Origin of the sequence: Acrocarpospora sp. B8E8 (assembly GCF_039871605.1) — a bacterium.
GTDB classification, from domain to species: Bacteria; Actinomycetota; Actinomycetes; order Streptosporangiales; family Streptosporangiaceae; genus Acrocarpospora; species Acrocarpospora macrocephala.
Genome location: NZ_JBDPLV010000114.1, coordinates 1 through 24903 on the forward strand (window position 1 = coordinate 1; position 24903 = coordinate 24903).

The window sequence follows — 24903 nt, forward strand, 5'->3', positions numbered from 1 at the left end:
CCTTCAGCGCATCGTCGATCCTGACATAGAGTGCGGTTGCGAGGGTGTTCAGGTCTGTCGTCACAAACGGATCATGGACACTCTCGCTCTATTTCCGCAGGCGAACCCTTGGACTCATTCATCTAGATAGATCGATCACAGTGCAAGCAGGATCGGCCGCAGGGCAAAGGGAGCCCATCCCTGGGGGGCGCCCATGACAATTTCGCTAACCCTGGCCTTCTCCGCTCACGATCTCTACCTTGTTGACACGTCTGGGCGTTCAGCCGCACCGGCCGCCCTGTGGACGACAGCCGTTCAAGCGCTGAGGTGAGGCACCGGACCGGCTGGAAGGCGGTCCGGTGCCTCACCTCAAGAGCTAGTGAGGCGCCATGGCGCGTTTGGTTCAGTGGCTCGGGTGCCGGCTTGGACCCGCAGAACATAGGTGGGCGGCGGCGAGGTGTCCCGCAGCGGGCCGAGATAGGTATGACCAGTCAGATGGCACCAGGCGGGCAGATCGATCGGCGCGGCCGGGTCTGTGGCGATCACATGCACGACGGTGCCTGCGGCCAGGCGCTCGGTGAGACGACGGAGCTCGATCAGCAGCACGATGCAACGGCGATCCCCGCCGTCTAGGACGACAGGCGCGCCGTGCCGCCCTGATGCGCTTCCCATCTCCACCTGAATCCGGTTCACTCTCTCAGTTTCACCGCCATTTGGATCGTGCTCGATCGTGGCGAGTTCTCCGGGGCTACACCGCCTGCCGTGTTCGTGTGTCCCACGGCCGGCTCCACGCGGTGGCCGCTGCCTCCCGCAGCCCTGCCGGGGCGTCGATCCCCAGCTCGCGGCGCAGGATATCCTCGCAGATCGAGACTTGCCGCAGGGCCCCTGCCCGGTCACCCGTCATCGCCAGGCTTCGTACCAGCAGTCTATGGTTGGCCTCCTCCAGCGGGTTACGGGCCACAGCCCGCCCGGCGTAGGCGAGTGCCTCACGGGCACGGCCCTGGACCAGCAAAGCGGCGGCCGCCCGGCGCAGCCCCGCTTCGACCATGGCCGAGACACGGTGCCGCTCCACCAGCAACCACGACTCGAATTCGGGACTGGAAGCCAGCTGTACGCCTTCGAGCAGGTCACCGCGGAAGTCCAGCCACCAAACCGGCCCGTTGAACTCGCCGGTGAGCAGCTGAAGGTCCACGGTCACCTCCTCTCCGAGCGTCACCACGAGGGGGTTGCCGTTGAGCATCCCGGGTACGCCGACGGCCCGGCGCAGTTCGGCCAGCGTCCAGCGCAGGGCCCCCAGGGGATTCTCGGCGTCACCGAACAGGAGCCTGGCCAGCCGTTCGCGGCTGGGTGGTCGTTCGGCCAGCAGTAAATAGCCGAGCAGTGCCCAGGCCTTGCGACCTCGCGGCGGGCGAACCGGCACACCATCGCGTTCGAGGGCCGGTGGACCTAGCAGCCGGATGTTCACCATCAACTCACCCCACACTTCGGCTTGAACCCAACACATGTCAGAACAGGCCACCGGCATCTCGGTCCGGCGGCGCTTTCAGTCCGGCGACCTTCGTGATCGCGCGTTGGGGTATGCCCGCTAGCCAACCCGGGCTTGAGCCGCCGCACATCCGTGCTCAGCACGGAAAACCGCTCGGTACCGGGCGAAGCCCGGGGCAACCTGCTCCGATAGTCGCTCGCCTCACCTAGCTGACAAGGGGTTGGGATGTCGCGGTAAGAACGTGGCATGGGGTGCACGACACGATTGTGAGGTCTTAGCCCTTGCGCAGGTCGTGGATTAGTCTGAGTGATGTTCCGACTCAGATGTGGAGGTCATCGTGCCTGAGCTGCCGTCTGACATCCGGGGCTTGGAGCGGCTGCGGGCACAGCTGTTCGCCGCGATCACACAGCTGCCCGATTTCCGGCGCGGCGCCCTGAATGAGGTGTAGGGGGTCGAACAACATCTCCGCGAGAACGCACGTTAAGCGCGTTCGTGGTGGTCAGCGGGGTGGCTGTGAGGCCCGGGTGTGCGGGTGCTTGGCGTGCGTTCTCGTGCGGCTGCAGCTCGACACGGTGATCTTGTCCGGAAGTCACCGTAACGGACAAGATCCAGGTCAGCCAGCTGGGCTGTGAACGGTCCGTAACGGTTCGCTTGCTTTGGGGTTTGGTTCGTGGGGTTCGGTCCTACGTTGTGGTCCATGCCGACGGTGGATTTCCTGACTGAGCGAGAAGCGGCGGCGTTCGGCCGGTATGGGGATGTGCCCTCGCAGGCGGATCTGGAGCAGTTCTTCTTCCTGGATGACGGTGATCGCGAGCTGGTAGGGAAGCAGCGGGGTGATCACAATCGTCTGGGGTTCAGTGTTCAGCTGGCCACGGCACGTTGGATCGGGCGGTTTCTGCCTGATCCGCTGGACGGGGTGCCGACGGTGGCGATCGACTTCCTGGCGGAGCAGCTGGGGGTAGCGGATGCGTCGTGTCTGAAGTTGTACGCCCAGCGTGAGCAGACGCACCGTGAGCACGCGGGGAAGATCCAGAAGGCGTTGGGGTTGAAGGACTTCGCCGCGGTGGAGGCGGAACTGTCGGTGTGGATCGACAAGCGGGCGTGGGTGACCGGGGACGGCCCGAAAGCGATCTTCGTGGACGCGGCCGGCTGGTTGCGGGAACGGGACGTTCTGCTGCCCGGGGTTTCGACGCTGGCCCGGCTGGTCACGCGGGTGCGGGAGGCTGCGACGCGCCGGCTGTGGGACACGCTGGTGGCGGCGTTGACGGCGGAGCAGTGGGCGGCTCTGGATGCCCTGCTGGTGGTGCCGGCGGGGATGCGGGTGTCGAAGCTGGAGCGGTGGCGGACCAGTCCGTCGCGGGCGTCGGGCCCGGAGATGGTCAAGGCGTTGAGCCGGGTGGCGGAGATCTTGGGGTCGGGGTTGTCACGGGTGGCCCTGGACGCCACGGTGTCGCCGCGGCGACTGGCCGAGTTGGCCCGGTACGGAATGAACGCGAGCTGCGCCCAGCTGAGGCGGCATGGCGATCCGCGCCGGTTGGCGACGTTGGTGGCCACGGCCGCGCATCTGGAGGCGAAGGCGACCGACGACGCTCTGGACCTGCTGGATCTGTTGATGGCGACTGAGCTGGTCGGCAAGGCCAAGCTGGCGGACAACAAGCAGACCGTGGTCCAGCATCCGCGGCTGGCCAAAGCCTCCGCGGTGTTGTCGATCGTGGCGGAGGCGTTGCTGGATTCCCGTGTGTGGGGGCCGGAGGACGAGATCCGGGTATCGGCGGTGTGGGAGGCGATCGAGGCCCGTCTGGATCGATCGCAGGTGCGGGCGGCGGTGACCACGGTGAACGGGATGGTGCCGCCTCCCGAGGCCGCCCCGGAAGGAGACTGGCGGTCAGAGCTGGCCAAGCGGATCGCGACGGTGTCGGGATTCGTCAAGATGCTCACCCCGACGATCAGCTTCGGGGCGACCGCAGAGGGCGCGCCGGTGCTGGCCGCGATGACCGATCTGGCCGAGCAGTTGGACTCCTCCGCGCTATGGCGGGTGAAGAACAACCGCATCCACCCCGGCGTGGTGCCCGGCCCGTGGAAGCACCTGGTGTTCGGCCACCCCGCTCGTCCGGACGGGAGCGTGGACCGCGGCGCCTACACCTTGTGCGTCCTGGAGCAGTTCCAGCGGCTGCTGAAACGCCGGGAAATCTACGCCCAGACCTCGACCCGGTGGCGCAACCCTCGGGCCCAGCTGCTCGACGGGGCTGCGTGGGAGGTGGTGAAGGACGGGGTGCTCACCTCGCTGGGTCTGCCGGAGGACCCCGACGCGCTGCTCGCACAGCACGTCATCACGTTGGACGAGGCCTACTGCTACGTCGGTGGCCGGCTGGCGGCCAACACCGATGTCCGGGTGGATGACAAGGGCAAGATCCATGTGACGAGCGACAAGGCCATCGAGGACCCGCCGAGCCTGGGCGACCTGCGCAAGCGGGCCGCCGGGATGCTGCCCCGGATCGACATCGGCGAGCAGATCCTGGAGGTGATGGGCTGGGTACCCGAATTCATGGCTTCTCTGACCTCGCTGTCGGGCGGGGAGTCCCGCCTGGCCGATCTGAACATCACTGTGGCGGCCTGCCTGACCGGACAGTCGCTGAACATCGGGTACGCGCCGATCGCGGTCAAGGGCGTGCCCGCGCTGGAACGCCGCCGGATGGGCCATGTCGATGCCACCTACCTGGGCGCCGCCAACTACGCGGCCGCGAACCCGCACCTGATCGCCAAGCAGGCCGGGATCGGCTTCGCCCAAGCCCTCGGCGGCGGGCTGGTCGCCGCGATCGACGGGATGCGGTTCGTCGTCCCCGTCCCGTCCCTGTTCGCCAGACCCAACCGGAAATACTTCGGACCCAAACGCGGCATGACATTTCTGAACGCGATCAACGACCAGGCATTCGGAATCGGACACAAAATCGTGGCAGGCACCGACCGGGACTGCCTCCACGCGATCGACCTGTTCTTCAACCCTGATTCCAGGAATGAAGACGAAAACGATCTGCCCGACGTCCTCATCACCGACACCGGATCATATTCCGACCTGGTCTTCGGAATCGCGCAACTGATGGGGATCGAATACCGCCCCGCGCTGGCAGACCTGCCCGATCAGAAGGGGTGGCGAACCAAAACCGACGCTGATTACGGGCCACTCGACACCTTCGCCCGAGGGAAGCTAGATCTGGGGAAGGTCCGCCGGCATTGGCCGGAGATCCTCCGGCTGATCGCCTCGATCTACACCCACCAAGGTCAGCGCGTATGACGTGGTCAGGATGCTGCAACGCGACGGGTACCCCACCGCGCTCGGCGAAGCGATCGCCATCTACGGCCGCCTCTTCAAATCCCTGCACATCCTATCGATCATCGACAGCGAACCGTATCGGCGCGGCATCAAAGGAATGCGGAACCTCCAAGAAGGACGACACGCCCTCGCCGAGCAAATCTTCCACGGCCGCCGTCGAGAACTGTTCCAGCGATACCGGGAAGGTATGGAGAACCAACTGGGCGCGCTCGGCCTGGTTCTTAACTGCGTCACCCTTTGGAACACCGTCTACATTGACGCAGCTCTGCAGCAGCTACGTGCTCAAGGATATCCCGTAAAAGACGAGGACGTCGCCCGACTCAGTCCCTACATGAGAAAACACATAAACGTCCACGGAAAATACTCCTTCGCCGTCCCGGAACTCGCCGAGGGCGCCATACGCGACCTCCGTGACCCCGATGCCCCGGACGAGGGCGACACCGACGACGAGGAATGATCCGGGGTGCCCGCTGGCGAACGTCGGGGTCAGGAAGCAGGCTGTTCCAGAGCGCGGTAGATCGTGCCGCGCCCCACTCCTCCCAGCTGAACATCGCGGACCTGAACGCACCTGCGATCACCGGCTTAACACGGCAGCTAAGGTCCCAAGATCGCTAGCCAAGCACCGTTTAAGACCGCCGACGGCGAACTCGATCATGGACAGGCCGGCGAGTGTGTCGGCGTCCGGTCCGGGTTCGGACCGCGCCAGGAGGAGGATGCCTACTCCGCCCGCAGCACGTCCGCCACCCGGATGCGCGCCGCCGTCCTGGCAGGCCACACCGCCAGAACGGCGGCGGCCAACAGCGTGGCCGGGGCGATCAGCAGCAGTGCGCCCACCGGGGTCGGCGGGACATAGAGCAGCGGCGTGCTCTCGGCGACCGCCCGCCACAACACCCGGCCGAGCGCCAGGCCCAGCGGCATCCCCGCCACCAGCCCGATCAACGCCAGCACCCCTGCCTGGGTCAGCGCGATCCACCGGGACTGGGCGGGGGTCATGCCCAGCGCCCGCAGCACCGCCACCTCGTGCCGCCGCCGGCGTACGGCGACCGCCAGCGCGTGACCGGTCGCGGCCAGCGCCAACGCCGCCAGGAAGCCGCCGAGCACGATCGGCAGCGCGGGAATCCCCTGAATGTCGGTGAGCTGCCGGGGTTTGAAGAAAGGAACCACACCCAGCCGGGCCCCTCCCGCGGCCAGGCTCGCGTCACGGCCGAGCCTGGCCGTGGCCGCCGCCACGTCGGCGCCGGGCCGGAGGGTGACCAGGAGCACGTCGATCTCGTGGGTGGCGAAGAGGGCGCGGTAGCCGTCGGCGGTGACCAGCGCGCCATCCGCGTAGCTGTTGGCCACTCCCTCAGGAACGAAGCCGACACCGGTGACGGTGAAGTCGCGGGAGCCCACCTGGCCGGTGAGCGGGACCCGGTCGCCGACGCCCGCGCCGAGCTTGTCCGCCGTCAGGGCGGCGAGCAGGATCTCATGGCCGGTCGCGGGCAGCCGCCCGGCCTGAAGCGCCCCCGCCGGGATCGGATGGTCTCCGGGCGCGTAGCGGTACAGGCTGAAGGTCCGGTGCCCGGAGCGGGCGCTGGATGAGAGGCGCTCTTCCACTCCCGTCACGTCCGGATCGGCGGCCAGCGCGACCATCACCCGATCCGGCGGCGTGCCCTGGCCGCCGAAGCCGAGGAATACGATGAGCTGGTGCGTCTGGCCATACCTGGCCGGATTGGTGGCCGCGTCGTGCACGCCGGTGGCGAAGGTCAGCGCCGCCAGCACGCCCAGCACCCCGCCCACTGTCCCGGCCAGCGCCGAACCGACCGGCTGGGGGTCCAGGCCCCGGCCGCGTTCCAGGGCGAAGCGCAGCCCGCTCTGGAGCGGCACCGGCCAGCCCCGGCGGCCCGCGAAGACCGCGATCACGGACGGCGTCCGGCCCGGCGAGCGCCCGGCGGCCAGCAGGACCCGGCCGTAGACGGCCGCGCCCAGCGCGATCGCCAGGGACACCGCGAACAAGCCGGGCAGCAGCACAGCCCAGTCCAGATCAAAACCCGGGCGCGGCTCGTACACGGCGGCGGCCCCGATCGGCAGCCATGGGGACGCCGCAGCCGCTCCCAGCACGCCGCCCGCCCCGCCGAGGGCTCCGGCGAGCGCCGGGCCGAGAGCGGCTGCGGCAACCGCCTGCTTGGGGGCCAGACCGGCGGCGCGCAGGGTCAGCAACCGGGGTATCGCCGCCCCGACCAGCCTGGCCGTGAACTGGCCGCACATGAGTCCCCCGGCGGCCAGCGCGGCCAGGCCGAGGGCGAGCAACGCGGCGGCCTCGTAGCCGAGCAGCCGGTCGGTCTGGCGGCGGAGGTCCGCCAGGTTGTCGATCTCGATGGTCGGGCGGCCCGCCAGCGCCGTGAAGGCGTCCAGGAAGGCCGGGATCCCCCTCTCCCCGCCCTCGAGCCGGACGAGCGCGTTCGTGAAGCCGCCGCGCCCCTTGGCGCCGATGAAGTTCTCCCGGTATGTCAGGAACAGCCCCGGCGATGGCAGAAGCGCGCCCCGGCTCCCGCTCTGGTCGACGAAGTACGGAGACCGGATCACGCCCACGATCCGCGCCACGATCCTCGGCCCGTGCCGGGCGGATGACCCGGACGAGTCGCCGACCAGGTCGACCTCCGCTGGCGTGCTCAGCTGGATCACCACCACGTCGCCGACGCCCTTGCCGTACGTCTCGGTGAATCGGGGAAGCACGACCACCTCATCGGCGCGAGCGGGATCAGGCAGCCGCCCGGCCAGCACCACCGGGCGTTCAACGGACCTCCAGATCTCGGCCCCGGCGGGCGGCACGGAGTCCCAGCCCAGCTGCGCGCCCTCCACATTCACCGCCGACACCGCCAGCGGCGCAACCGCCGCGACTCCGGGCAGCGCCCGGACCAGATCCCAGTCGAAGTCCGACACCTGGCTCTGCACCAGCATGTCGGCGGGCAGGGCACCGGCCAGCAGCCGTTCCTGCGCGGACGCGCCACGCCGCGCCCCCGCGACCGCGGCCAGGACCGTGGCCAGCACGACCGCGACGAGCACGGCCAGCCCAGCATAGGCCCGCCAGTTCCGGGCGGCGACGAGCGTCAGCCAGGCACGGGCGAACCTCATGGCGGCCTCTCGATAAGCGGCACCGCGGACAGCCCGAATATGAGCCACTACCGACCAGACCGCCAGCGGGCTACCCCTCCGGTTGCCCGCCAGCCGTGCGGGCGGCTGGAATGGAGGGCATGCCGTTACTGCCGCGCCGTACCCCGTAATGCCGACCCGCCGACGGTTGGATTGGCCGCGGTTCCGGTGGAGGTGGTGTTGCCTCCGCAGTTGCGGACGCCGAAGTCCGCCGCCTGGTGGATCGTCCCGGTTACGCTGCTGGTGGGCGGAGTGGCCTGGTGGCTGCTGGCCGTCGGCGAACGTCGGGGTCAGGAAGCAGGCTGTTCCAGAGCGCGGTAGATCGTGCCGCGCCCCACCCCGAACGCTCTGGCGATCTCCGACACCGAGACATCCTTCCCCTCATACCGGGCCCGCGCGAGCTTGACCTGTTCCGGAGACAACTTGGCTGGGCGGCCGCCCTCCCTGCCCCGTGCCCGCGCGGCCTGCCGCCCGATCGCCGAGCGCTCCGCGATCAGCTCCCGCTCAAACTCAGCGAGCGCAGCGAAAATATGGAAGATAAGCCGTCCGGTGCTGGTCGTCGTGTCGATCCCCTCATGCAGAGACCGGAACGCCACACCCCGTTCAGCCAGCGCGTTCACGGTCTCCACCAGATGTCTCAGCGACCGGCCCAGCCGGTCCAGCCGCCACACCACCAGCGTGTCCCCGGCCCGCAGATACCCCAGGCACAGCGCGAGCTCGGGCCGCTCGGTGAGCTTCCCCGACGCGGTATCGGCAAAGACCTTCGCGCAACCCGCCGCGGCCAACGCATCGGTCTGCCCGTCCAGATTCTGTGAAACGCTCGACACACGCGCATAGCCGACGCTCTGGCCGGCGAGGGGATGTGCGGGAAGACGACTCATGATGCCGATCATGCACCGAAACCCGGATCTGTGTCGGAGGTTTCAGAACGTTGATTCCGGACTGGGTTCCGGACGGCCCTAGAGATCAGATTCGGGTTCCGGACTCCTGTATTCGATCTTGTCCGTTACGGGTGACTTCCGGACAAGATCACCGTGTCGAGCTGCAGCCGCACGAGAACGCACGCCAAGCACCCGCACACCCGGGCCTCACAGCCACCCCGCTGACCACCACGAACGCGCTTAACGTGCGTTCTCGCGGAGATGTTGTTCGACCCCCGTGTACCGCAAGTGCGGGAAGAGCAACTGCGCGTGCGCTAGCCCTGGGCATCGCGGGCACGGCCCGCAGTACAACCTGACCCGCCGGGTGGCCGGCAAAACGGTGAACACGCATTACAAGCCGGGCCCGCAGCTGGAGGCGGTAAAGGAGCAGGTCGCGACCTACCAGCAGTTCGCCGATCTGGTGGAGGAGGTGAGCACGGTCAGCGAAGCGTTGTGCGAGGCCAGAGCCGCGAAAGCGGCCGGGACGGGCCGCCGGGGATCCGGCCCCGCCCCCGCCCCCGCCGACGGCGGGGAAAAGGGGGCTCTGGGACCAGGTCCGCGACGAGATCGCGCAGGTCCTCGCCGGGGAAGTGACCGCGCTGGCGGCCCAGGCCGCCGCGCTGCTGCAGGACGGCGGCGGGCTCGCCGGGATCGAGCAGGTCATCAAGGCGGAGATGCTGCACAGCGGGGCGCAGATGGCGCACCTGCTGCTCGACGCCGACCGGGGATACGAAGGTGGGCACACCGACTGCGGACATGGGCATCAGGCCCGGTTCGTGGACTATCGCCCCAAGACCATCTTGACCACCCTCGGCGACGTGACACTCATGCGGGCCTACTATCACTGCGCCGCTTGCGGCACTGGCGTCTTTCCCCGCGATGAGCAGCTGGGTGTCGCGAGCACCAGCCTGACGAGGGGCGCGGAGAAGATGTTATCGCTGGCTGGGCAGCATGAGGCGTTCGCGCCGGCCGCCGCACTGGTGCGCGAGCTCGCTGGGATCGAGGTAAACGCGCAGCGCCTCGGCCGCGTCGCCAAGGCCCGTGGTGCCGCCGCCGCCGGCACCGTCATCGAGCAGGCCACCGCGATCGCCGACGGCACCCTGAAACTACTGCCGTGCGGCGATATCACGGAACTGCCCGACAAGCTCTACATCGCCATCGACGGCACCGGCACCCCGGTCCGCCCCGACCAGACCAGCGGCCGCACCGGCAAGAACGGCGGGATCGCCAAGACCCGCGAAGTCAAACTCGCCCGCTTCTTCACCTCCAACCAGCTCGACAACAACGGCAGCCCCCTCATGGACGACAACTCCTCCAGCTACGTCCATACCTTCGAGGCGGCCGAAGAGTTCGACCCCATCCTGGAAGCCGAATACCTGCGCCGCCACGGCGACCACATCCGTCAGGTCATCGTCATAGGCGATGGCGCCAAATGGATCTGGAACCAAGCCGACCGCCTCTACCCGGCCGCCACCCAGATCGTCGACCTCTACCACGCCCGCGAACACCTCACCGACTTGGCCGACCACCTCGCCTTCATCACAGGCGACCGCGACAGCTGGCTCGCCGAGCGCCGCGACGAACTCGACGCCGGCGACATCGACGCGATCCTCACAGCCGCCCGCACCTACCCGCTCACCGGCATCAAAGCCGCCGAACTCGACACGAAACTCGGCTACTTCGAAACCAACGCCCACCGCATGCGATACGCCCGATTCCGCAGCCTCGGCCTGTTCGTCGGCTCCGGCGCCGTCGAAGCCGCCTGCAAAAGCGTGATCGCCCAGCGCGTCAAACACGCCGGGATGCGATGGAACGTCCACGGCGCCAACGCGATCATTACGCTTCGTTGCGCCCACGCCGCCCAGCCCTGCGACGGCCGCTGGGACCAGCTCTGGCCCTCCACCGACAGTGACCACAGCGGCCTCACCCAAGGCCCGCGAGCCATCTGAATCACACCGTCACTCAGAACCCCAGCTCACCAAGATCACTACCTACATTTTTGTCGTGCACCCCGTGGCATGGGCCCAAACCGGGGATGGCTAGTGGCCCGTCACGCAACCTTGGCCGGGTAACTGGTCCAGCTTCTGACAGGTGAGCTGGCGGCGAAGTTCGTCTTGGGCTGGGCTCGGGCATTACGCCAGCGCACGTAGGCACCGATTGCCGCATTCTGCTCGTCGTGGCTGCGGTGGTCGGTGCCGTTCAACGCGTAGTAGCGCAGTGCGGCGAACTCTGACTCGATCCACTTCAGCCAGGAGCCGTAGGTCGGCAGGAACACCAGTTCGATGTCGTTGCCGACGGCCCAGGACCGGACCTGGGGATGCTTGTGGGGTGAGTAGTTGTCGGCGATCACATACAGCTTCTCGCCGGGCCAGCGACGCGCAGCGTCTTGAGAAAGGACAGCAACTCCCGCCAGCGCTTGCGTTTGCGGATCCGGTAATACAGCCTGCCGGTGGCCAGATCGAGCGCGGCCATCATGTGCATCACGCCGTTGTAGCGGTTGTAGGTGGCCCGCAGCCGGGCCGGCGAGCCCACCGGCCGCCAGCGTTTGCCCTTGCGGGGCATCAGGTTCAACGGCCCGAACTCATCAAGGCAGATCACTCGCCCATCGGCGGGCGGGTGGTCGTAGAGGTCCAGGACACGCTGCATCTTGGCGATGAAGTCCGGGTCGGTGGAGGACTTCCACGTTGTGGTGGTCTGCCAGGTCACTCCGCCCGCCCGCAGGATCCGCCGCAGGTGCTCACGGCTGATCGCGGCCACCACCCCTCGGGTGATGAGGTGCTCGGCCAGGGTCCGCAGGCTCCAGGTGGAGTGCCCGGTGATGCCCCATCCGGCGGGGACCGTCTTGGCGATCAGGCAGATGTGCTCACGCATCTGCGGACTGATCGCCGGTGGACGGCCTGGGTGAAGGCGAAGCCGACCAGGCTCGCGCCGTGGGTGTCGGTGTAGTTCGCCTCGATCTCGGCGTTCGTCGAGTGCCGCAGAAGGCCCTCGATCACCGCGGCGACCTCCGAGGAGGAACAGGACTTGAGCTGGGAGTAGACGCACAGGCGGCCCTTGTCGACGTGCCAGTAGATCATGACGCCGTAGCGGGAAGCGCGCGGGTTCGCGGAATCCTGGCTGAGGACCAAGCGGAACCTGCGCATCATCTCAAGCATTCTCGCTGCGGCGAGGCGGGTTCGCAGCAACCTATCGCGGCAGCGTCGTCCCTCAGCTTGCCATGCGGCCGGTCTGGCGCAGGACGAAGGCGATGATGCTGACGAGCCTGATGAACAGGTAGTCCCTGGCGTCACCACCGGGCAGTGCGTGTTTGTCGTGCTCGTGATGCCGAATCCTGAAGTTGTTACCGACGCCGGTAAGCACCCTGAACTCGTTGTCGAGTTCAGTTCGGAATGGCTCAGGTGCGGCGTTCTGGAGTAGTTCGGCGAGGGACGCCTTCTTCTGCCCGCCGCGTTCGAGGGTCTTGAGGCGCTCGAAGGCGTCCCAGAGCTTCTCGATCGCGTCCTGACGGGCTGCAGGAATCCGTGAGAGGAACCGCGAGACAGCGTCGTTGAGCAGCTCATCGAGCTGGGAATCGCCTGTGTTCGGCAGGAAGTCGGAGATCAGGGTGCGTGCTTCGGGTGGCCCGAGACGGTGGACGCGCATGTCACTGCCGAGGGTGAACGCGATCCCACTGCGTCTGAAGATCTGTTCGATGTCGTCTTGGAACCGCGCCTGCCCTGGCGTGAGCGGACCGTCAATGAAGGGGTCGTGCTCGCTTGTGTCGAAGGCGTAGTGCGGGTGGGCAAAGTACCCGGTGTGGCGGCCGCTGAAGCTGGGTGGGCTGGTCGATGTGGAGAGCGACGAAGTCGATCACGTCCAGGGCAGTGGCGGTGTCTGGTGGTCTGTCCGGAACCAGCGGAAGGCCGGACGGCGGCGGGTTATTCCATTCGTCATCTGGTGCCGAGCGCTGCTCGGCCAGCCTCGGGACGTGCGCTTCGAGGGCGTGCAGGAAGTGCTTTCGATCCGTGCCGGTGATGGCGTTGCGTCCGGGGTCATCCGGGCAGTTGTACTCGGGAAAGACACGCGCGAGCGAGCCGTCGTCGAGTCGCTGCTGAATCAGCACGGCGATGCCGCGCCAGGCCAGCGGCGAGATCTCCTCGCTAGTCCGTGGGAGGGACTGGCCGATGCGGTCGGAGTAGAAGGCGTTGCCGGGCACGAGTTCAGCCTGACAGTCGCCCCCGAAAGGCGCCAAGAGAGTTTCCTCGGGCTGCGAGGTCGCTCCGAGAGGTCATCGGGGCAGGGTGGAGCGCCGTTCGGGGTGAGCGGCGTAGACGTACTTCATTGCGGTCTTGGCACTGATGCCGAACACGCGCATGAGGTGGGCCGGGTCGGCGGTGTGACGGGCCTCGTCGAGGATGCGATCTTGGCGCAGTTTGGACGGGCTGTGCCCGAGCGGACGGAAGATGTCGGTCATGACCATGCTGGAGATCGGCGGCAGGCTCTCCATGACAGCGGTCTGCCGGCTGACCATTAGGTAGGGGTTGGCGGTGCCGGGGCCAGCGTCGGCGGCGTTCACGGAGCCAGGCGACGGCGAGGGTGTGGGTGAGCTCGTCGAGATAGATGGTGTGACGGGCCAGGTCTCGCCGGACGATCAGTGTCCCGTTCTGCAGGTCGATGTCGTCCAGGAGGAGACGGGGCGTCTCGGCCTTGCCGAGGCCGTGGATGGCGACCAGGGCGACGACGAGCTGGGCCATCGTGCCGGCGGCCCTGTCGATCAGACCGCGGAGCCGGTCGGTGGGAATCGGGACGGGAAGGCGGACGACTGCCGACATGCTGATCCCGCGGGTCGGGTCGCGGAAGATAAGCCGTTCCTGCTTGAGCGCCTGGAACAGGCTGCGCAGGGCGCTGGCCAGGTCCAGCCCGGGCTGCCCTGGTCGTTGTTTGAGGATGTCGCGGACGTCGTCGCGGGTGATCTCCCGCAGGCTGGAGACCCGTCCAGCCCAGGAGCTCAGGACCGGGATCATGTAGCCGAGGTATTTGCGGATCGTCTCGAATGGCATGGCGCGGTGTTCGCGGCGGCCCTCGCCTCGCAGCACGAGCACCCACCGGCGAAGCTCGCCTGCGATGGCTGTGGGCAGTTCGGCCAGCCGCAGCTCGATGGCTTGCTGGTGGGAGTCGACCTGGCGGGCGGGGTCGGGGATGACCATGCCCTGGTGCTGGAGAAAACTCAGGATGTGCCGGGCGCTGGTGCCGGGCCGGTCGGCCGGCAGCGACCAGATGGCGGCGTCGGTGCCGATCCGGGCCAGCAGGATCCGCAGGCTGCGGGCGGCGATCCGGTTGACCTGTTCATCCAGGCCCAGGGCTGCAGCGTGCTCGCGGAAGTCCTTCACCAGCGTTTGAGCGGTTGGGGTGAGCGACGGTAGCTGATCCAAGGTGCCCGTGGCTAAGCAACTCCTGGGAGGCCAGGCGACACGCATCTACTGCCTGTCGGTCCTCCGCTCCATCGACCGCCCGGGCACACCGCGCCACATCGTGGCCGCCCCGAGCCTGCCCGACGGGTCGGTCAATCCGGCGGCGTTCAACGAGGAGGGCTTCCGGATCCTGGACCGCATCCTCGCGACCGCGAACGAGGCTGGGGTGCGCGTCGTGATCCCCATCACCAACCAGTTCCCGTGGCACGGCGGCTACACCGACCTGGCCGCGCTGCGCGGGGTGGATCCATCCCAGTACTGGACGAACCAGACGACCAGGGCGGACTTCAAGGCGATCCTCACCTACACCCTCAACCGGGTGAACACGATCACCGGCGTGGCCTACAAAGACGACAAGGCGGTTCTAGCCTGGGCGTACGGCAACGAGCTCAACAGCGCCACCGACACCTGGATCACCGAGATGGGCTCCCACCTGCGCTCGATCGACCACAACCACCTGATCATGCACCACACCACCCGCGGCAACATCCGTGCCAGCGATCTGGCCAACCCGTACGTGGATGTGGTCGCCACCAGCATCTACGACAACTTCAACAACATCACCGTGCAGCGGATCATCAATCAGAAGGACCAGACCGCCGGCATCAAGCCCTACGTCACCTTCGAGTTCGGATTCTCCACCACGGAGATCCTGGGCAACATCATGGACACGATCATCTCGACGGGCGCCTCCGGCGGCCAGCTGTGGGGGCTGCGACCGCACAACCGCGACGGCGGCTTCTACTGGCACGGCGAAGAGGGCTCCGGCTCGTTCTTCCTGCTGCGCTCCTACCATTGGCCGGGCTTCCCGTCCGGTGACCGCTACGACGAGTCCAGCGTGATGAACCTGCTGCGGACCAAGGCGTACGCGATCCAGGGCATCGACCCGCCGGCCATCAAGGCGCCCGCGCCGCCGACGCTGCTGCCGATCTCCTCGCCATCCGCCATCTCGTGGCAGGGGTCGGTCGGGGCCCGCTCGTACGTGCTCCAGCGCGCCACCTCGCCGCACGGCAAGTGGACGGTAGTGAACCCCGAGGTCTACGACGATGTCGCCTACACCTCGATCTACAACGACACGTCGGTGACCCTCGGCGAGCGCTATTACTACCGGGTCCGCGCCCGCGACGAGGCCGGCCTCTCCCCGCCGTCCAACGTCGTCGGCCCGGTGCGCGCCACCTCGTTGTCGATCGTCGACGACTTGGCGGACTTATCCCAGACCTTCCAGCACACCGGCAATCTCGACACACAGACGACCAACAACCGCGTCTTCTCCGAGCGCCTCGCCCGGGTGGCCCGCACCACCGCCGCAGCGGACCAGAGCCTCGTGTACAGGATCGCCGGCAACCCGCTGTCCACGCGGGCGTTCACGTACTTCCAGAACCTCGACGGAGACTTCCTCCTGTCAGTCTCCCGCGACGGAACCGACTTCACGCCGGCCACGGCCAACGTCGCACGGTTCGGCGAGGGACCGGGCGTGTACGGATACTGGTATCGCGTGCGGTACGACCTGGCCCGGCTACCGGTCGACACGCGATACCTAAAGATCACATTCCCTGGGCTGGCGAACAGCCTGACGCCCCAGCTGGACCGGGTGGAGATCCCGTACCTGCCGGTCAGCGTCGCCACCATCAAGGATGTGGTCCGGCACTACGCGACGACGGGAGAGCTGTCGGCGAAGACGGCGGCCCGCCTGACGGACGACCTGAAGCAGGCGGAGCAGCGGCTCGACCACGACGGGCCCGCCAAGGCCATCAAGAAGCTGGAGGAGTTCCAGCGGCACCTCGCTGATGTCACAGCGGCCGCGGCCGAACTGCTCAACAACGACGCCACCCTGCTGATCGCAACACTCCGCGCCGAGTGACGACGAGCGGGCCTCGTGGCCGCGGGCATTCCGATTCCGCGGCCACGAGGCTCGGCTGGACCAGCCCCTGCCGGCTAGCCATGCCCCAGCCACGCGGTCTGCCCCGAGGACGACCACCTAACCCACAGCAGGCTGATCGCCGCGGACCTCCACTGCCTGTCCGGACTCCAGCGGTACGCACATGACTCGGCCTCCTTCCCCGGGTAGACCAGACCCGGTTCAGGCCGGGGCGGCGGTGCTTTCGCGGATCAGCAGGCGGGCCGTGGCGTCCTGGAAGGAGGTCACCGTGGCGCCGTCCAGCAGGGCCAGAAGCGTTCGGGCCGTGTTGGCCCCATACTTCTGGATGTCGCGCGACAGCGCCGTCAGGGCGGGGAAGACCATCTCGCACAGCTGGGAGTCGTCGCCGGCCACGATCGACAGCTCGTCCGGGACGCTGACGCCGAGCTTTCGCGCCACGCTCAGGCCGGCGGTGCCCATGACGTCGTTGTCGAAGATGATCGCGGTGGGGGGCCGGTCGGCCGACAGCAGCTCCTGGGTCGCATCGGCGCCGGCCGCCCAGGTGTAGTCGGTGTCGATGACGTCGGCGGGCCGCAGGCCGTGGCGTGCCAGCACGGCGTGGAAGGCGTCGTTCCGCACCCGCGTATGGTCCAACGCCGGCAGCCCGGCGACCCGGGCGATGCGCCGGTGGCCGAGCGCGACGAGGTGGTCGACGGTCTCGGTCACGGCCGCGGCGTCGTCGCTCCAGACCGCGGGCAGTCGGCTGCCCGGGTGCGGGCGGCCGACCAGGACCCCCGGAATGCTCATCTCCTCCAGCAGGGGCAGGCGCGCGTCCTCGGCCCACAGATCGGTGACGATCACCCCGTCGACGCGCCGTTCGGCCCACCAGGCGCCCATGGCGTTGATCGCGCGGGCGTGGTCGGGCACGACCTGCAGCAGCAGGCCCGTGCGGGAGACGGCGAGCTCGCTTTCCAGGCCGGCGATGAACTTCATGAAGAACGGTTCGACGCCGAGGGTGTCGGCGCTGCGGGCGATGACCAGGCCGACCGTACGCGCGCGGGACTCCGACAGGCCCCGCGCGGCGGCGTTGGGCCGCCATCCCATCTCTTCGGCGATGGCCAGGATGCGGCTGCGGGTTTGGCTGGAGACCCCGGGACGGCCGTTGAGCGCGAAGGACACGGCACCGATGGACACTCCCGCACGCTTGGCAATGTCGCTGATCGTCAGTCGCTTCACGTGGAGGTCATCCTTCGGCCGGGCGGTAGGCGACCGAACCGGTGTGCCGCGGGGCGGCTCCTACCTGCTTGGGGCCCACTGTACCCAACGTGCCGAACCTCGCCATTCACTGGGGCTGGGCGCCCTATTTGGTGGCACCGGCGGTGAACCCGTTGTAGATGAAACGCTGCAGTGCCAGGAAGATGAACAGCGTCGGCAAAATCACCAGGACCGCGCCGGCGGAAATGATTTCCCAATGCGCGCCGAACGGCCCTTTGAAGCGGAACAGCGAGGTGGAGATCACGCCGAGTTCTTCGGAGGGCATGTACAGGAATGGGATGTAGAACTCGTTGTACACGGCTATGCCCTTGATGATCACCACGGTGGCGATCGCGGGTTTGAGCAGCGGCAGGATCACCGTGCGGTAGACCTGGAAGGAGGTGGCCCCATCCAGCCGGGCCGCCTCGTCCAGCGAGAACGGAATGTTGCGGATGAACTGCAGGAAGATGTAGATGGCCACGATGTCGGTGCCGGTGAAGAGCAGGATCGGCCCCCAGCGGGTGTCGAACAGGCCGAACGCGTCGATCACTTTGAAGGTGGCCACCTGCGTGGTGACTCCGGGGACCAGCGTGGCGACCAGGAACAGGCCGACGACCAGTTTCTTCAGCCGGAAGTGGAAGCGGTCGATCGCGTACGCGGCCATGGTGCCGATGATGATGGTGCCGGTAATGGAGAACAGCAAGATGAACGCGGTGTTGCCGAAGGCCAGCAGCATGTGGCCGTTCTCGAACGCCGTCTGGTAATTGGCGATGTTCAGCCAGTTGTCCGGGAGCGCGAAGATGTCGCCCTGCGCCATTTCCTCGGCGGTCTTCAGCGACGTCATGAACACCGTCAGGAGCGGCAGCAGAACGATTCCTGTGGCGACCGCCAGGGACAGATATTTCAGCGCGATGGCCAGCGACCGCGCCTGCGGGCTGGTCCGCCAGGAAGGGGGCCGCAACTGCAGGAGGGGGGCGGTCATGGCGTGTAGGTCCTCTCTTCGGGGATGAGCCGCCGCTGAATCCAGGTGATCAGCAATATGAGCGCCAGCAGCACCACGGCGGCCGCGGAAGCCAGGCCCATCTTGTTGAACTGGAAGGCAAGCTTGATCGTCTGGATGACGAAGGTCTTGGTCTCGCCGGAGCCGCCGGTCATGATGTAGGGGATCTCGAAGACCGACAGCGACCCGGAGATCCCCAAGATCACGCTGAGGCTGATGATCGGCCGGATGCCGGGCAGAATGATGTGCCGGAAGACCTGGAAGCGGCTGGCGCCGTCGAGTTCGGCAGCCTCGTGGATCTCGGCGGGGATCGACTGGATGGCGCCGAGGAAGAGCACAAAGTTCAGGCCCAGGTACCGCCAGATCGACACCCCCGACAGGGAGATGTTGACCAGGTCGGGATCGCCGAGCCAGAAGATCTTGGCGTCGACGCCGAAGAAGTCCAGAAGCGTGTCGAGCGTCCCGCCGGGCTGGAAGACGTACAGGAAGACGAAAGCGACCGCCACGCCGTTGAGCAGGTAGGGGAAGAACAGCACGCCCTTGAAGAAGTTACGCAGCCGCACATTGAAGCTGAGCACGGTCGCGAAATAGAGCGCCAGAGCGATTTGGAGGAAGGATCCGACCAGATAGAACAGGCTCACGAAGAAGACCTGGAACAGTTCGGGGCGGGTGAAGAGCTGGGCATAGTTGTCCAGGCCCACGTATTGCTTGTCGGGGCTGACCCCGTCCCAGTCGGTGAAGCTGTAGGAGATCATGTTGGCGACCGGCACGTAGGTGAAGGTCACCAGGAGAGCCAAGGGGATCGCCAGGTACAGCCACGGGGTGAACCGCCGCCAGTTGCGGCGCGGGGGAGCGGCGTGTTGCGGCCCCGCGGCTGGGGTGGAGGTGCGCGGAGTCAAGCGGATGACGGCCATCGGTCTGTCCTTTTGCCTGTGCCGAGCCCCGGGACGGGCGATCGGCTGCCTCGCCCGTCCCGGATCATGATGCTGCCTTGTCCGATGCTGCAGTGACCTGCCGCTCTATCATCGAAAGTCCTGTCGTCGAAAGGACCGGCGGACTGCCAGCAGGAGATCGGCTGCGGGTCACTGCACGGGTGGCCGCTAGCCGCCCATCGCTACTGCCGCGGCCCACTTGGTGGTCAGGTCGGCGAAGACCGAGCCGGTGTCGCCGGGAGCCGCTCCCCGCGCGACATCGATCAGGTGCTGACGGTAGTCGGGCTTGTTCAGGCCGACCTCCGAGGCGTTGTCGATGGTGGTGACCTTGCCGGCCTGGGCCTGAGACAACTCCACGAACTGCACGCCGACCTCGGCGAACGGCTGCAGCGTGCTGGGCAGGGGAGCGCCCTTGACGCTGGAGATGGCCTGGTTGGTGGAGGCGAAGCCGGATTCATCCGCCATCCAGTGCAACCAGGCGCGCGCGGCGTCCTTGTTCTTGGAGTGGACGTTGACGCTGTTGATGTAGTCGGGGGTGACCATGGCGCAGAACTTGCCAGCCGGCTGGGCCGGGAAGGGCATGTAGCCGATGGTCGCCGACGGGTCCTTGCCGGCCTTCTTGGCCGCATCCTGCATCTGCACGATCGCCCACGAGCCGAGCCACATGGTGGCGATCTTCCCGTTGGCCAGCTGGCCCTTGGAGTCTTCCCAGTTGGTGGTGGTCGGGTCTTCCTCCGACAGCTTCTTGTTCACGATGTTGAACAGCAGCGTGTCGGTGATGTTCAAGTCGCTGCCCGCGGCCCACGGCTCGGTGGCGGTGGCCAGGTTGTCGTTGGCCTTGGGATCGCAGGAGGGTGAGCCCAGGGCGCTGGTCCACTGGGTCAGTGGCCAGCCGTCCTTGTAGTTGGTGTAGTAGGGGACGGCCTCGGTCTTGTCCTTGATGGCCTGCAGGTCGGCCAGGAACTGCTCTGGGGTGGCAGGCCAGTCGGTGATCCCGGCCTGGGCCCACACCTCCTTGTTGTAGACCAGCCCGTTGGAGACGGAGAAGACGGGGATGCCGTAGACGTTGCCGCCGACATTGGCTTTCGCGGTGTACTGGTATTTCTTGTCGATCTCGGCGGCGGGGCCCAGGTTCTCGAAGAACTTGGGGTAGTCATCCTGGGCGATCACGTTGGGGATCAGCAGCACGTCACCGTAATTCTCGGTGTTCATGCGGATCTTGACTTCGCCCTCGTAGTCGGTAATGCCCTCGAACTTGACCGTCACCTGCGGGTAGGTCTTGTTGAACTCGTCGGCGTATTTCTTCATCGTCCCGTCGGTGACCAGGTCGGTCCGGTTGGTCAGGACGGTGATCTCGCCCGTGATCTTGGCGGGATCGGACGGTGCCGCTGGAGCCGCGGCGCTGGGGGCGGGGACAGACTGGCCGCTCCCACAGGCAGCGGCCAGGAACGTTACGGCCAGCGCAAGGCCGGCCATGACCTTTCTCATATGTGTTGTCTCCGTTCTGGGGGATTCACGACAGGTGGCGATACCGGGGATCACTGCAGTAAATAAAGCGCTTTAGTTCTGGTCAGCGAAATGCTGCGCGCCGTCACGGGATATGTAAAGTCCTCTTTAGCGGTTGATGTAGAACTGTTACACCGAGGTTTCCCGGCCGGGCGGGCGGTTCTGCGTCGCGACGGTGGCCTCGACCGAGTGCGGCGGTGCCGACGTACTGCCGCGTACCGTCAGGAAGGCAGGCTGGCTGATTACCGGACCTCCGCCATCACCGTGGGCGGCAGCCCCGGCACCAGGAGGCACGGATCCACCGTCGCGGTTGCCGGTGCGTTCGCCAATGCCCATGGCGGTCAGCAACGTACGGGCCGCCCATGATCCGCGCTCGGCGACGTCACGGGTCATCGCGGTCAGCGGCGGATGCATCAACGCGCAGATCGGGGCATCGTCCCACGCCAGGATGGACAGGTCGGCCGGAACGCGCAGCCCCATCTGCTGGACCAGCGCCAGGCCGGCGATGGCCATGATGTTGTTGTCGTAGATCAGCGCGGTGGGCATCGCCCCCAGGGACGCCGCGGCCCGCAGCAGCGGTCGGGTGGACTGGGCCACGGCATCGCCGGACATGTCAGTGAAGACGGTCGCCGCCCTGGCGATGCCCACCCCCGCGCAGGCATCGATGAAGGCGTCGGCGCGGATGGAGACGTGCGCGAGCCGGCGGCTGCCGACCAGGTAGGCGATACGGCGGTGGCCGAGTGCGGCCAGGTAGCGCACGGTCTGGACCATGGCTGCCGCGTCATCGCACCACACGCTCGGCAACCGGCCCGTGGCTATCGGCGGTCCGAGCGCCACGGCGGGTAACTTCAGCTCCTCCAGCGTGCTGATCCGCCGGTCGTGCAGACGCAGGTCACACACCACCACACCCCCAACCAGGCGCTCGTGCCGCCAGCAGAGGTAGAAGCCGATCTCCTCTTCCTCGCACGAAGCGGTCTGAAGCAACAACGCGTGACCATGGCGGGACAACTCGCCCTCCAGCCCGCTGATCAGTTGCATGACGAACGGTTCACCGCCCAACGCGGTGGGCGGGCGCGGCAGGATTAGGCCGACCACCTTGACATCGCCTCTCCGCAGGACGCGCAGAGCCGGTGAGGCATGGGCGCCGCTCGTGGCACCGGGAGCATCGCGGGTAGCCGAAGCTCCTTGGTCGGGGGTCCGCGCATCGTCCGCACGCGGGAGCCGGTCGGCCGAGACCACCAGGCCTTGCCCACGGGCGCCGGGCAGGTCCCAATTCCGGGCCTGTCTCGACGCCCCGGCCCCGCCGGCGGCGTCGCCGATGATGGGTCGCTGCATCGACCAACCTCCACGTCCGAACTTTCTCGGTTCAGTAACCGTAGGCTGACATCTGTACCACCGTAATCGCCACCCTGGCCAGCCGTTCACCTGACTGTGACCGGCTCTGGCCCTATTGCCCCACCACTCCGCTCAGGGTTGGATCACCGACGTGCGAATAGGCCGGTCAGTTGAGTGCGCGACCTGCTTCGCGGCCTGTCACGGGAGAGAAGTCGGTAACACGCCATTGACAGCACCGTGATCGGCGCCATATCTTCGGCTTACTTACTCGGTTAAGTGCGAACGGCGCACGGTGACGTGGGAGAAGCCATACGTGCATCGACCGCCTGGGGAGGCGGCCGCGGACGCGGCAGGCGTGCGGTAAAGCCCTCCGGGCGGGGAAGGGAGCGTCCCGCCCGGAGTTGCCGCCTCCAACCGGAGAAACACCGGTCGTCGGCCTCACCGCTCACCCGCCGCGAACAGGCGGGCACGGCCCGCGGTGGATACGCGAGAGACGGCGGTCGATGGAGACCGTCGACCGCCATGCCCGCGCAGCCGCCCACCGTATGAGGAGCCGTTCGTGACCATCAGCCGTACCGTCAGCCGATCTCTGCACTCGGGATGGACACTCACCGGGGACTGGGGGCCGACCCTGGTCACCGCGGGAATCTGGCGTCCGATCGGCCTGGAGAGCTGGAGCGGTCCGCGACTGGCCGAGGTCCGTCCGCTGGTGACCACGCACCGCGCCGACGGATAGCCGTCGAGAAGATCGCCTACGCGCTGCAACTGCTCGCCGAGCCCGACCGATCCATGTCGTCGATCGCCAAGCAGCTCGGGATCTCGCGCAGCACCCTCTACAAGGCGCTACCCGAACTCGTCCCACCGAAGCTCGCGGAGGACCGCCTCGCCGCCCAGACCGCCGCGCTGCCGGCCGACACCCGACCAGATCCGCCCACGGTCCACCAGTACGACACCCTGCTCAGCAGCACCTCGACGACATGACCACCAGCCCCGGCAACGTCGATCCGACAGGCTGGCGCGAGGTCCGAGACCTGACCGTCGCGTTCTGGCGCGAGATGCGCGCCGGCCCTCAACCACTATCAGTGCTCTATCTGCTCTGCGACGGCTGCGGGCAGGCCACCCCACGCACCCGCTCGCCTGGACGGGCATCGCCCGATCTCTTTCTTCGCCGCACACACGCTGGTGGCGTTTCCCGACGCACGCTATGACGCCGACGTCCAACCCTCCCCGGGCGGTTACACCGTCACCGTCCTGGCCCGCAGGCTGCTGCGGGACCTGGCCCTGCTCCCCGACCGGCCCGACCCGGCGGCGTCACTGGACGAGATAATAGTCACCTTGCTGCCGGGCGAGAGCGCCACCTTCACCGTGACAACCGCCCGCCAGTTGGAGGCCGAGGCACTGACCATGTCGTCGGGTGCGGCGGGTGGTCAATGAGGCGCGCCCGACCTGACCGCCCTGCCCTCGGCTGCCAACGCCGGGAACGGCAGCCCGCAGCTAAGCGGTACGCGGCAGTTCCGCCCACCCGGAGCCGACCGCAGAAGCTCAGCCTGTACCTTCGAACGCTGGAGACCAGACCGGGATCAGGAAACCGACTCCTCGGTTTCCAGGCACGGATCCACCAGACCCAAACGGGAGGCGATGAGGACCGCGTCCGAGCGGTTGCGCGCCCCCAGCTTGCGGAACAGCCGGGTACGGGTGTTCTCCACTGTCTTTGGGGCGATGCCGAGGGCCCACGCGCTCTGCTGGATGGTGTGGCCCAACGCGACGTGGCGCAGGATCTGATGTTCGCGGGTGCTCAGGCCCGGCTGGGCGGGCGCCTCCCAAGTGCCCCGCACCGCCACCAGAGATTGCACACCGCCGATCGGCCCGGAGGTCACGGCCAGGTAGCCGCGGGCCACCAGCGGTACCACCGCGAGGAGATCCTTGGTCAGGTCCTGCCGCCAGATCAGCGAGCGCGCGCCGCGCCGGAGAGCGTACGCGATCGCCGACGGGCAAGGTGGCGCGGACTGGACGACAATCGAGACGGCCCCGAACGCCTTCGGCAGCAGCCAGTCGGCCGGACGGGGGTCGGCGAGCACCGCCATCAGCAGGCCCTGATGCCAGCGGGCCCAGTGGTCGTCTCCGGCGGTCTGAGGGAGCGGCGCGAACACATACGGCCACCGGTGCGCGACGAGTTCGCATCACCTCGTCGCGGCAAGGGCCGGGGGCGCCGCCGACCATCAGGAGCGCCGGCCGGTCCGGCTCGGAGCCGAGGGAGGCGGGGGACAGCACGGGGCGGTCGACGATGGCGATCGCGCGGGACACGGCCTGCCCCTGGTTGCTGACGCCGAGTTTGAGATAGATGCTCCGCTTGTAGCTTTCCACCGTGCGGGAGCTGATCTGCAGGAGCGCCGCGGTCTCGTGCACGCTGATGCCCGTGGACATCAGCGACAGGACCGCCGACTCGCGATCGGTCAGGGACAGATCGTTGGGCGGCCATGCCCGCGTCGCGCACACCCGCTGGCGGATCACCCCGAGGACCGCGTCCAACCCTGCGAGCTGGTGGCCAGCGTGTCCGCGTGGTCGTCGAGGGCGCTCTGGCATACCTCCGGGGGGGTGCACGACAGATTTGTAGGTGACGATCAGGGTCGGCTGGTTCTGGCGGGTCAGGCGGTTCGTGTCTGGTTGTGGATCTTCGGCCAGAGTTCGTGCCATCGGCCGCTGGCGTCCAGGCAGCGTAG

Annotated in this window: 23 protein-coding genes and 1 pseudogene; 8 read left to right on the forward strand and 16 right to left on the reverse strand. The window is 67.5% G+C overall.

Annotated features, from left to right (window positions below):
• Positions 1–348: 348 nt before the first annotated feature.
• A complete protein-coding gene (locus ABGB08_RS51155; RefSeq protein ID WP_347606714.1) occupies positions 349–585 on the reverse strand; it encodes a sulfurtransferase TusA family protein in 237 nt (78 codons plus the stop codon).
• A 142-nt stretch (positions 586–727) separates the two neighbouring features.
• The gene (locus tag ABGB08_RS51160) at positions 728–1447 is read right to left on the reverse strand and encodes a BTAD domain-containing putative transcriptional regulator (protein WP_347606717.1); all 720 of its coding nucleotides are present in this window, start codon (positions 1445–1447) and stop codon (positions 728–730) included.
• Between the two features lie 715 nt (positions 1448–2162).
• On the opposite strand from ABGB08_RS51160, the gene ABGB08_RS51165 reads away from it, so the two are divergent.
• Together ABGB08_RS51165 and ABGB08_RS51170 are read left to right on the forward strand one after the other, a co-directional pair.
• The gene (locus tag ABGB08_RS51165) at positions 2163–4757 is read left to right on the forward strand and encodes a Tn3 family transposase (protein WP_347606720.1); all 2595 of its coding nucleotides are present in this window, start codon (positions 2163–2165) and stop codon (positions 4755–4757) included.
• A gap of 10 nt (positions 4758–4767) precedes the next feature.
• Complete coding sequence (locus ABGB08_RS51170; RefSeq protein WP_347606723.1) at positions 4768–5253, forward strand: Tn3 family transposase; 486 nt, start codon at positions 4768–4770, stop codon at positions 5251–5253.
• Between the two features lie 260 nt (positions 5254–5513).
• Here the strand turns inward: ABGB08_RS51170 and ABGB08_RS51175 are convergent, their stop codons facing one another.
• Both ABGB08_RS51175 and ABGB08_RS51180 read right to left on the reverse strand, forming a co-directional pair.
• The gene (locus ABGB08_RS51175) at positions 5514–7910 is read right to left on the reverse strand and encodes an ABC transporter permease (RefSeq protein WP_347606726.1); all 2397 of its coding nucleotides are present in this window, start codon (positions 7908–7910) and stop codon (positions 5514–5516) included.
• A 308-nt stretch (positions 7911–8218) separates the two neighbouring features.
• Entirely contained in the window at positions 8219–8821 is a 603-nt protein-coding gene (locus ABGB08_RS51180; protein WP_347606729.1) for a recombinase family protein, read from the reverse strand.
• Between the two features lie 617 nt (positions 8822–9438).
• Here ABGB08_RS51180 and ABGB08_RS51185 point away from each other — a divergent pair.
• Positions 9439–10797 carry an ISKra4 family transposase gene (locus ABGB08_RS51185; RefSeq protein WP_347606732.1) on the forward strand — a complete coding sequence of 453 codons (1359 nt, stop codon included), beginning with the start codon at positions 9439–9441 and terminating at the stop codon, positions 10795–10797.
• A gap of 101 nt (positions 10798–10898) precedes the next feature.
• Here the strand turns inward: ABGB08_RS51185 and ABGB08_RS51190 are convergent, their stop codons facing one another.
• The 6 genes and pseudogenes from ABGB08_RS51190 to ABGB08_RS51215 all read right to left on the reverse strand — a co-directional run bounded on the left by ABGB08_RS51190 (position 10899) and on the right by ABGB08_RS51215 (position 13403).
• The gene (locus ABGB08_RS51190; RefSeq protein WP_347606735.1) at positions 10899–11198 is read right to left on the reverse strand and encodes a transposase; all 300 of its coding nucleotides are present in this window, start codon (positions 11196–11198) and stop codon (positions 10899–10901) included.
• Complete coding sequence (locus ABGB08_RS51195; protein WP_347606738.1) at positions 11195–11719, reverse strand: hypothetical protein; 525 nt, start codon at positions 11717–11719, stop codon at positions 11195–11197. The genes ABGB08_RS51190 and ABGB08_RS51195 overlap by 4 nt, the downstream gene beginning before the upstream one ends.
• Before the next feature lie 32 nt (positions 11720–11751).
• Positions 11752–11931, reverse strand: a pseudogene (locus ABGB08_RS51200) (Tn3 family transposase); the annotation flags it as partial.
• A gap of 124 nt (positions 11932–12055) precedes the next feature.
• Positions 12056–12490 (reverse strand): hypothetical protein, encoded by a 435-nt coding sequence (locus ABGB08_RS51205; protein ID WP_347606741.1) that lies wholly within the window; start codon positions 12488–12490, stop codon positions 12056–12058.
• Between the two features lie 91 nt (positions 12491–12581).
• The gene (locus ABGB08_RS51210; RefSeq protein ID WP_347606743.1) at positions 12582–13043 is read right to left on the reverse strand and encodes a hypothetical protein; all 462 of its coding nucleotides are present in this window, start codon (positions 13041–13043) and stop codon (positions 12582–12584) included.
• A gap of 72 nt (positions 13044–13115) precedes the next feature.
• On the reverse strand, positions 13116–13403 hold the full coding sequence (locus ABGB08_RS51215) for a hypothetical protein (RefSeq protein ID WP_347606745.1): 288 nt from the start codon (positions 13401–13403) through the stop codon (positions 13116–13118).
• Positions 13404–13425: 22 nt separating this feature from the next.
• On the opposite strand from ABGB08_RS51215, the gene ABGB08_RS51220 reads away from it, so the two are divergent.
• Entirely contained in the window at positions 13426–14250 is an 825-nt protein-coding gene (locus ABGB08_RS51220) for a hypothetical protein (protein WP_347606748.1), read from the forward strand.
• A gap of 16 nt (positions 14251–14266) precedes the next feature.
• Positions 14267–16159 carry a hypothetical protein gene (locus ABGB08_RS51225; protein WP_347606751.1) on the forward strand — a complete coding sequence of 631 codons (1893 nt, stop codon included), beginning with the start codon at positions 14267–14269 and terminating at the stop codon, positions 16157–16159.
• 219 nt (positions 16160–16378) lie between these two features.
• Here ABGB08_RS51225 and ABGB08_RS51230 read toward each other — a convergent pair whose 3' ends face one another.
• The 5 genes from ABGB08_RS51230 to ABGB08_RS51250 all read right to left on the reverse strand — a co-directional run bounded on the left by ABGB08_RS51230 (position 16379) and on the right by ABGB08_RS51250 (position 22183).
• The gene (locus tag ABGB08_RS51230) at positions 16379–17392 is read right to left on the reverse strand and encodes a LacI family DNA-binding transcriptional regulator (protein WP_347606754.1); all 1014 of its coding nucleotides are present in this window, start codon (positions 17390–17392) and stop codon (positions 16379–16381) included.
• A gap of 124 nt (positions 17393–17516) precedes the next feature.
• The gene (locus ABGB08_RS51235; protein WP_347606757.1) at positions 17517–18392 is read right to left on the reverse strand and encodes a carbohydrate ABC transporter permease; all 876 of its coding nucleotides are present in this window, start codon (positions 18390–18392) and stop codon (positions 17517–17519) included.
• On the reverse strand, positions 18389–19324 hold the full coding sequence (locus tag ABGB08_RS51240; RefSeq protein WP_347606759.1) for a sugar ABC transporter permease: 936 nt from the start codon (positions 19322–19324) through the stop codon (positions 18389–18391). The genes ABGB08_RS51235 and ABGB08_RS51240 overlap by 4 nt, the downstream gene beginning before the upstream one ends.
• 186 nt (positions 19325–19510) lie before the next feature.
• The gene (locus ABGB08_RS51245; protein ID WP_347606762.1) at positions 19511–20818 is read right to left on the reverse strand and encodes an extracellular solute-binding protein; all 1308 of its coding nucleotides are present in this window, start codon (positions 20816–20818) and stop codon (positions 19511–19513) included.
• A gap of 159 nt (positions 20819–20977) precedes the next feature.
• Positions 20978–22183: a substrate-binding domain-containing protein gene (locus ABGB08_RS51250; RefSeq protein WP_347606765.1), complete on the reverse strand. Its 1206-nt coding sequence runs from the start codon at positions 22181–22183 to the stop codon at positions 20978–20980.
• A 559-nt stretch (positions 22184–22742) separates the two neighbouring features.
• Between ABGB08_RS51250 and ABGB08_RS51255 the strand changes: the two genes are divergently transcribed.
• From ABGB08_RS51255 to ABGB08_RS51265, 3 genes are all read left to right on the forward strand, one after another.
• A complete protein-coding gene (locus ABGB08_RS51255) occupies positions 22743–22919 on the forward strand; it encodes a hypothetical protein (protein ID WP_347606776.1) in 177 nt (58 codons plus the stop codon).
• Positions 22920–22948: 29 nt separating this feature from the next.
• Positions 22949–23164: a helix-turn-helix domain-containing protein gene (locus ABGB08_RS51260; RefSeq protein WP_347606773.1), complete on the forward strand. Its 216-nt coding sequence runs from the start codon at positions 22949–22951 to the stop codon at positions 23162–23164.
• Positions 23165–23365: 201 nt separating this feature from the next.
• Positions 23366–23617 carry a hypothetical protein gene (locus ABGB08_RS51265; RefSeq protein ID WP_347606767.1) on the forward strand — a complete coding sequence of 84 codons (252 nt, stop codon included), beginning with the start codon at positions 23366–23368 and terminating at the stop codon, positions 23615–23617.
• A 146-nt stretch (positions 23618–23763) separates the two neighbouring features.
• On the opposite strand, the gene ABGB08_RS51270 is transcribed toward ABGB08_RS51265, so the two are convergent.
• Positions 23764–24333 carry a response regulator transcription factor gene (locus ABGB08_RS51270; protein ID WP_347606770.1) on the reverse strand — a complete coding sequence of 190 codons (570 nt, stop codon included), beginning with the start codon at positions 24331–24333 and terminating at the stop codon, positions 23764–23766.
• Positions 24334–24903: the final 570 nt, after the last annotated feature.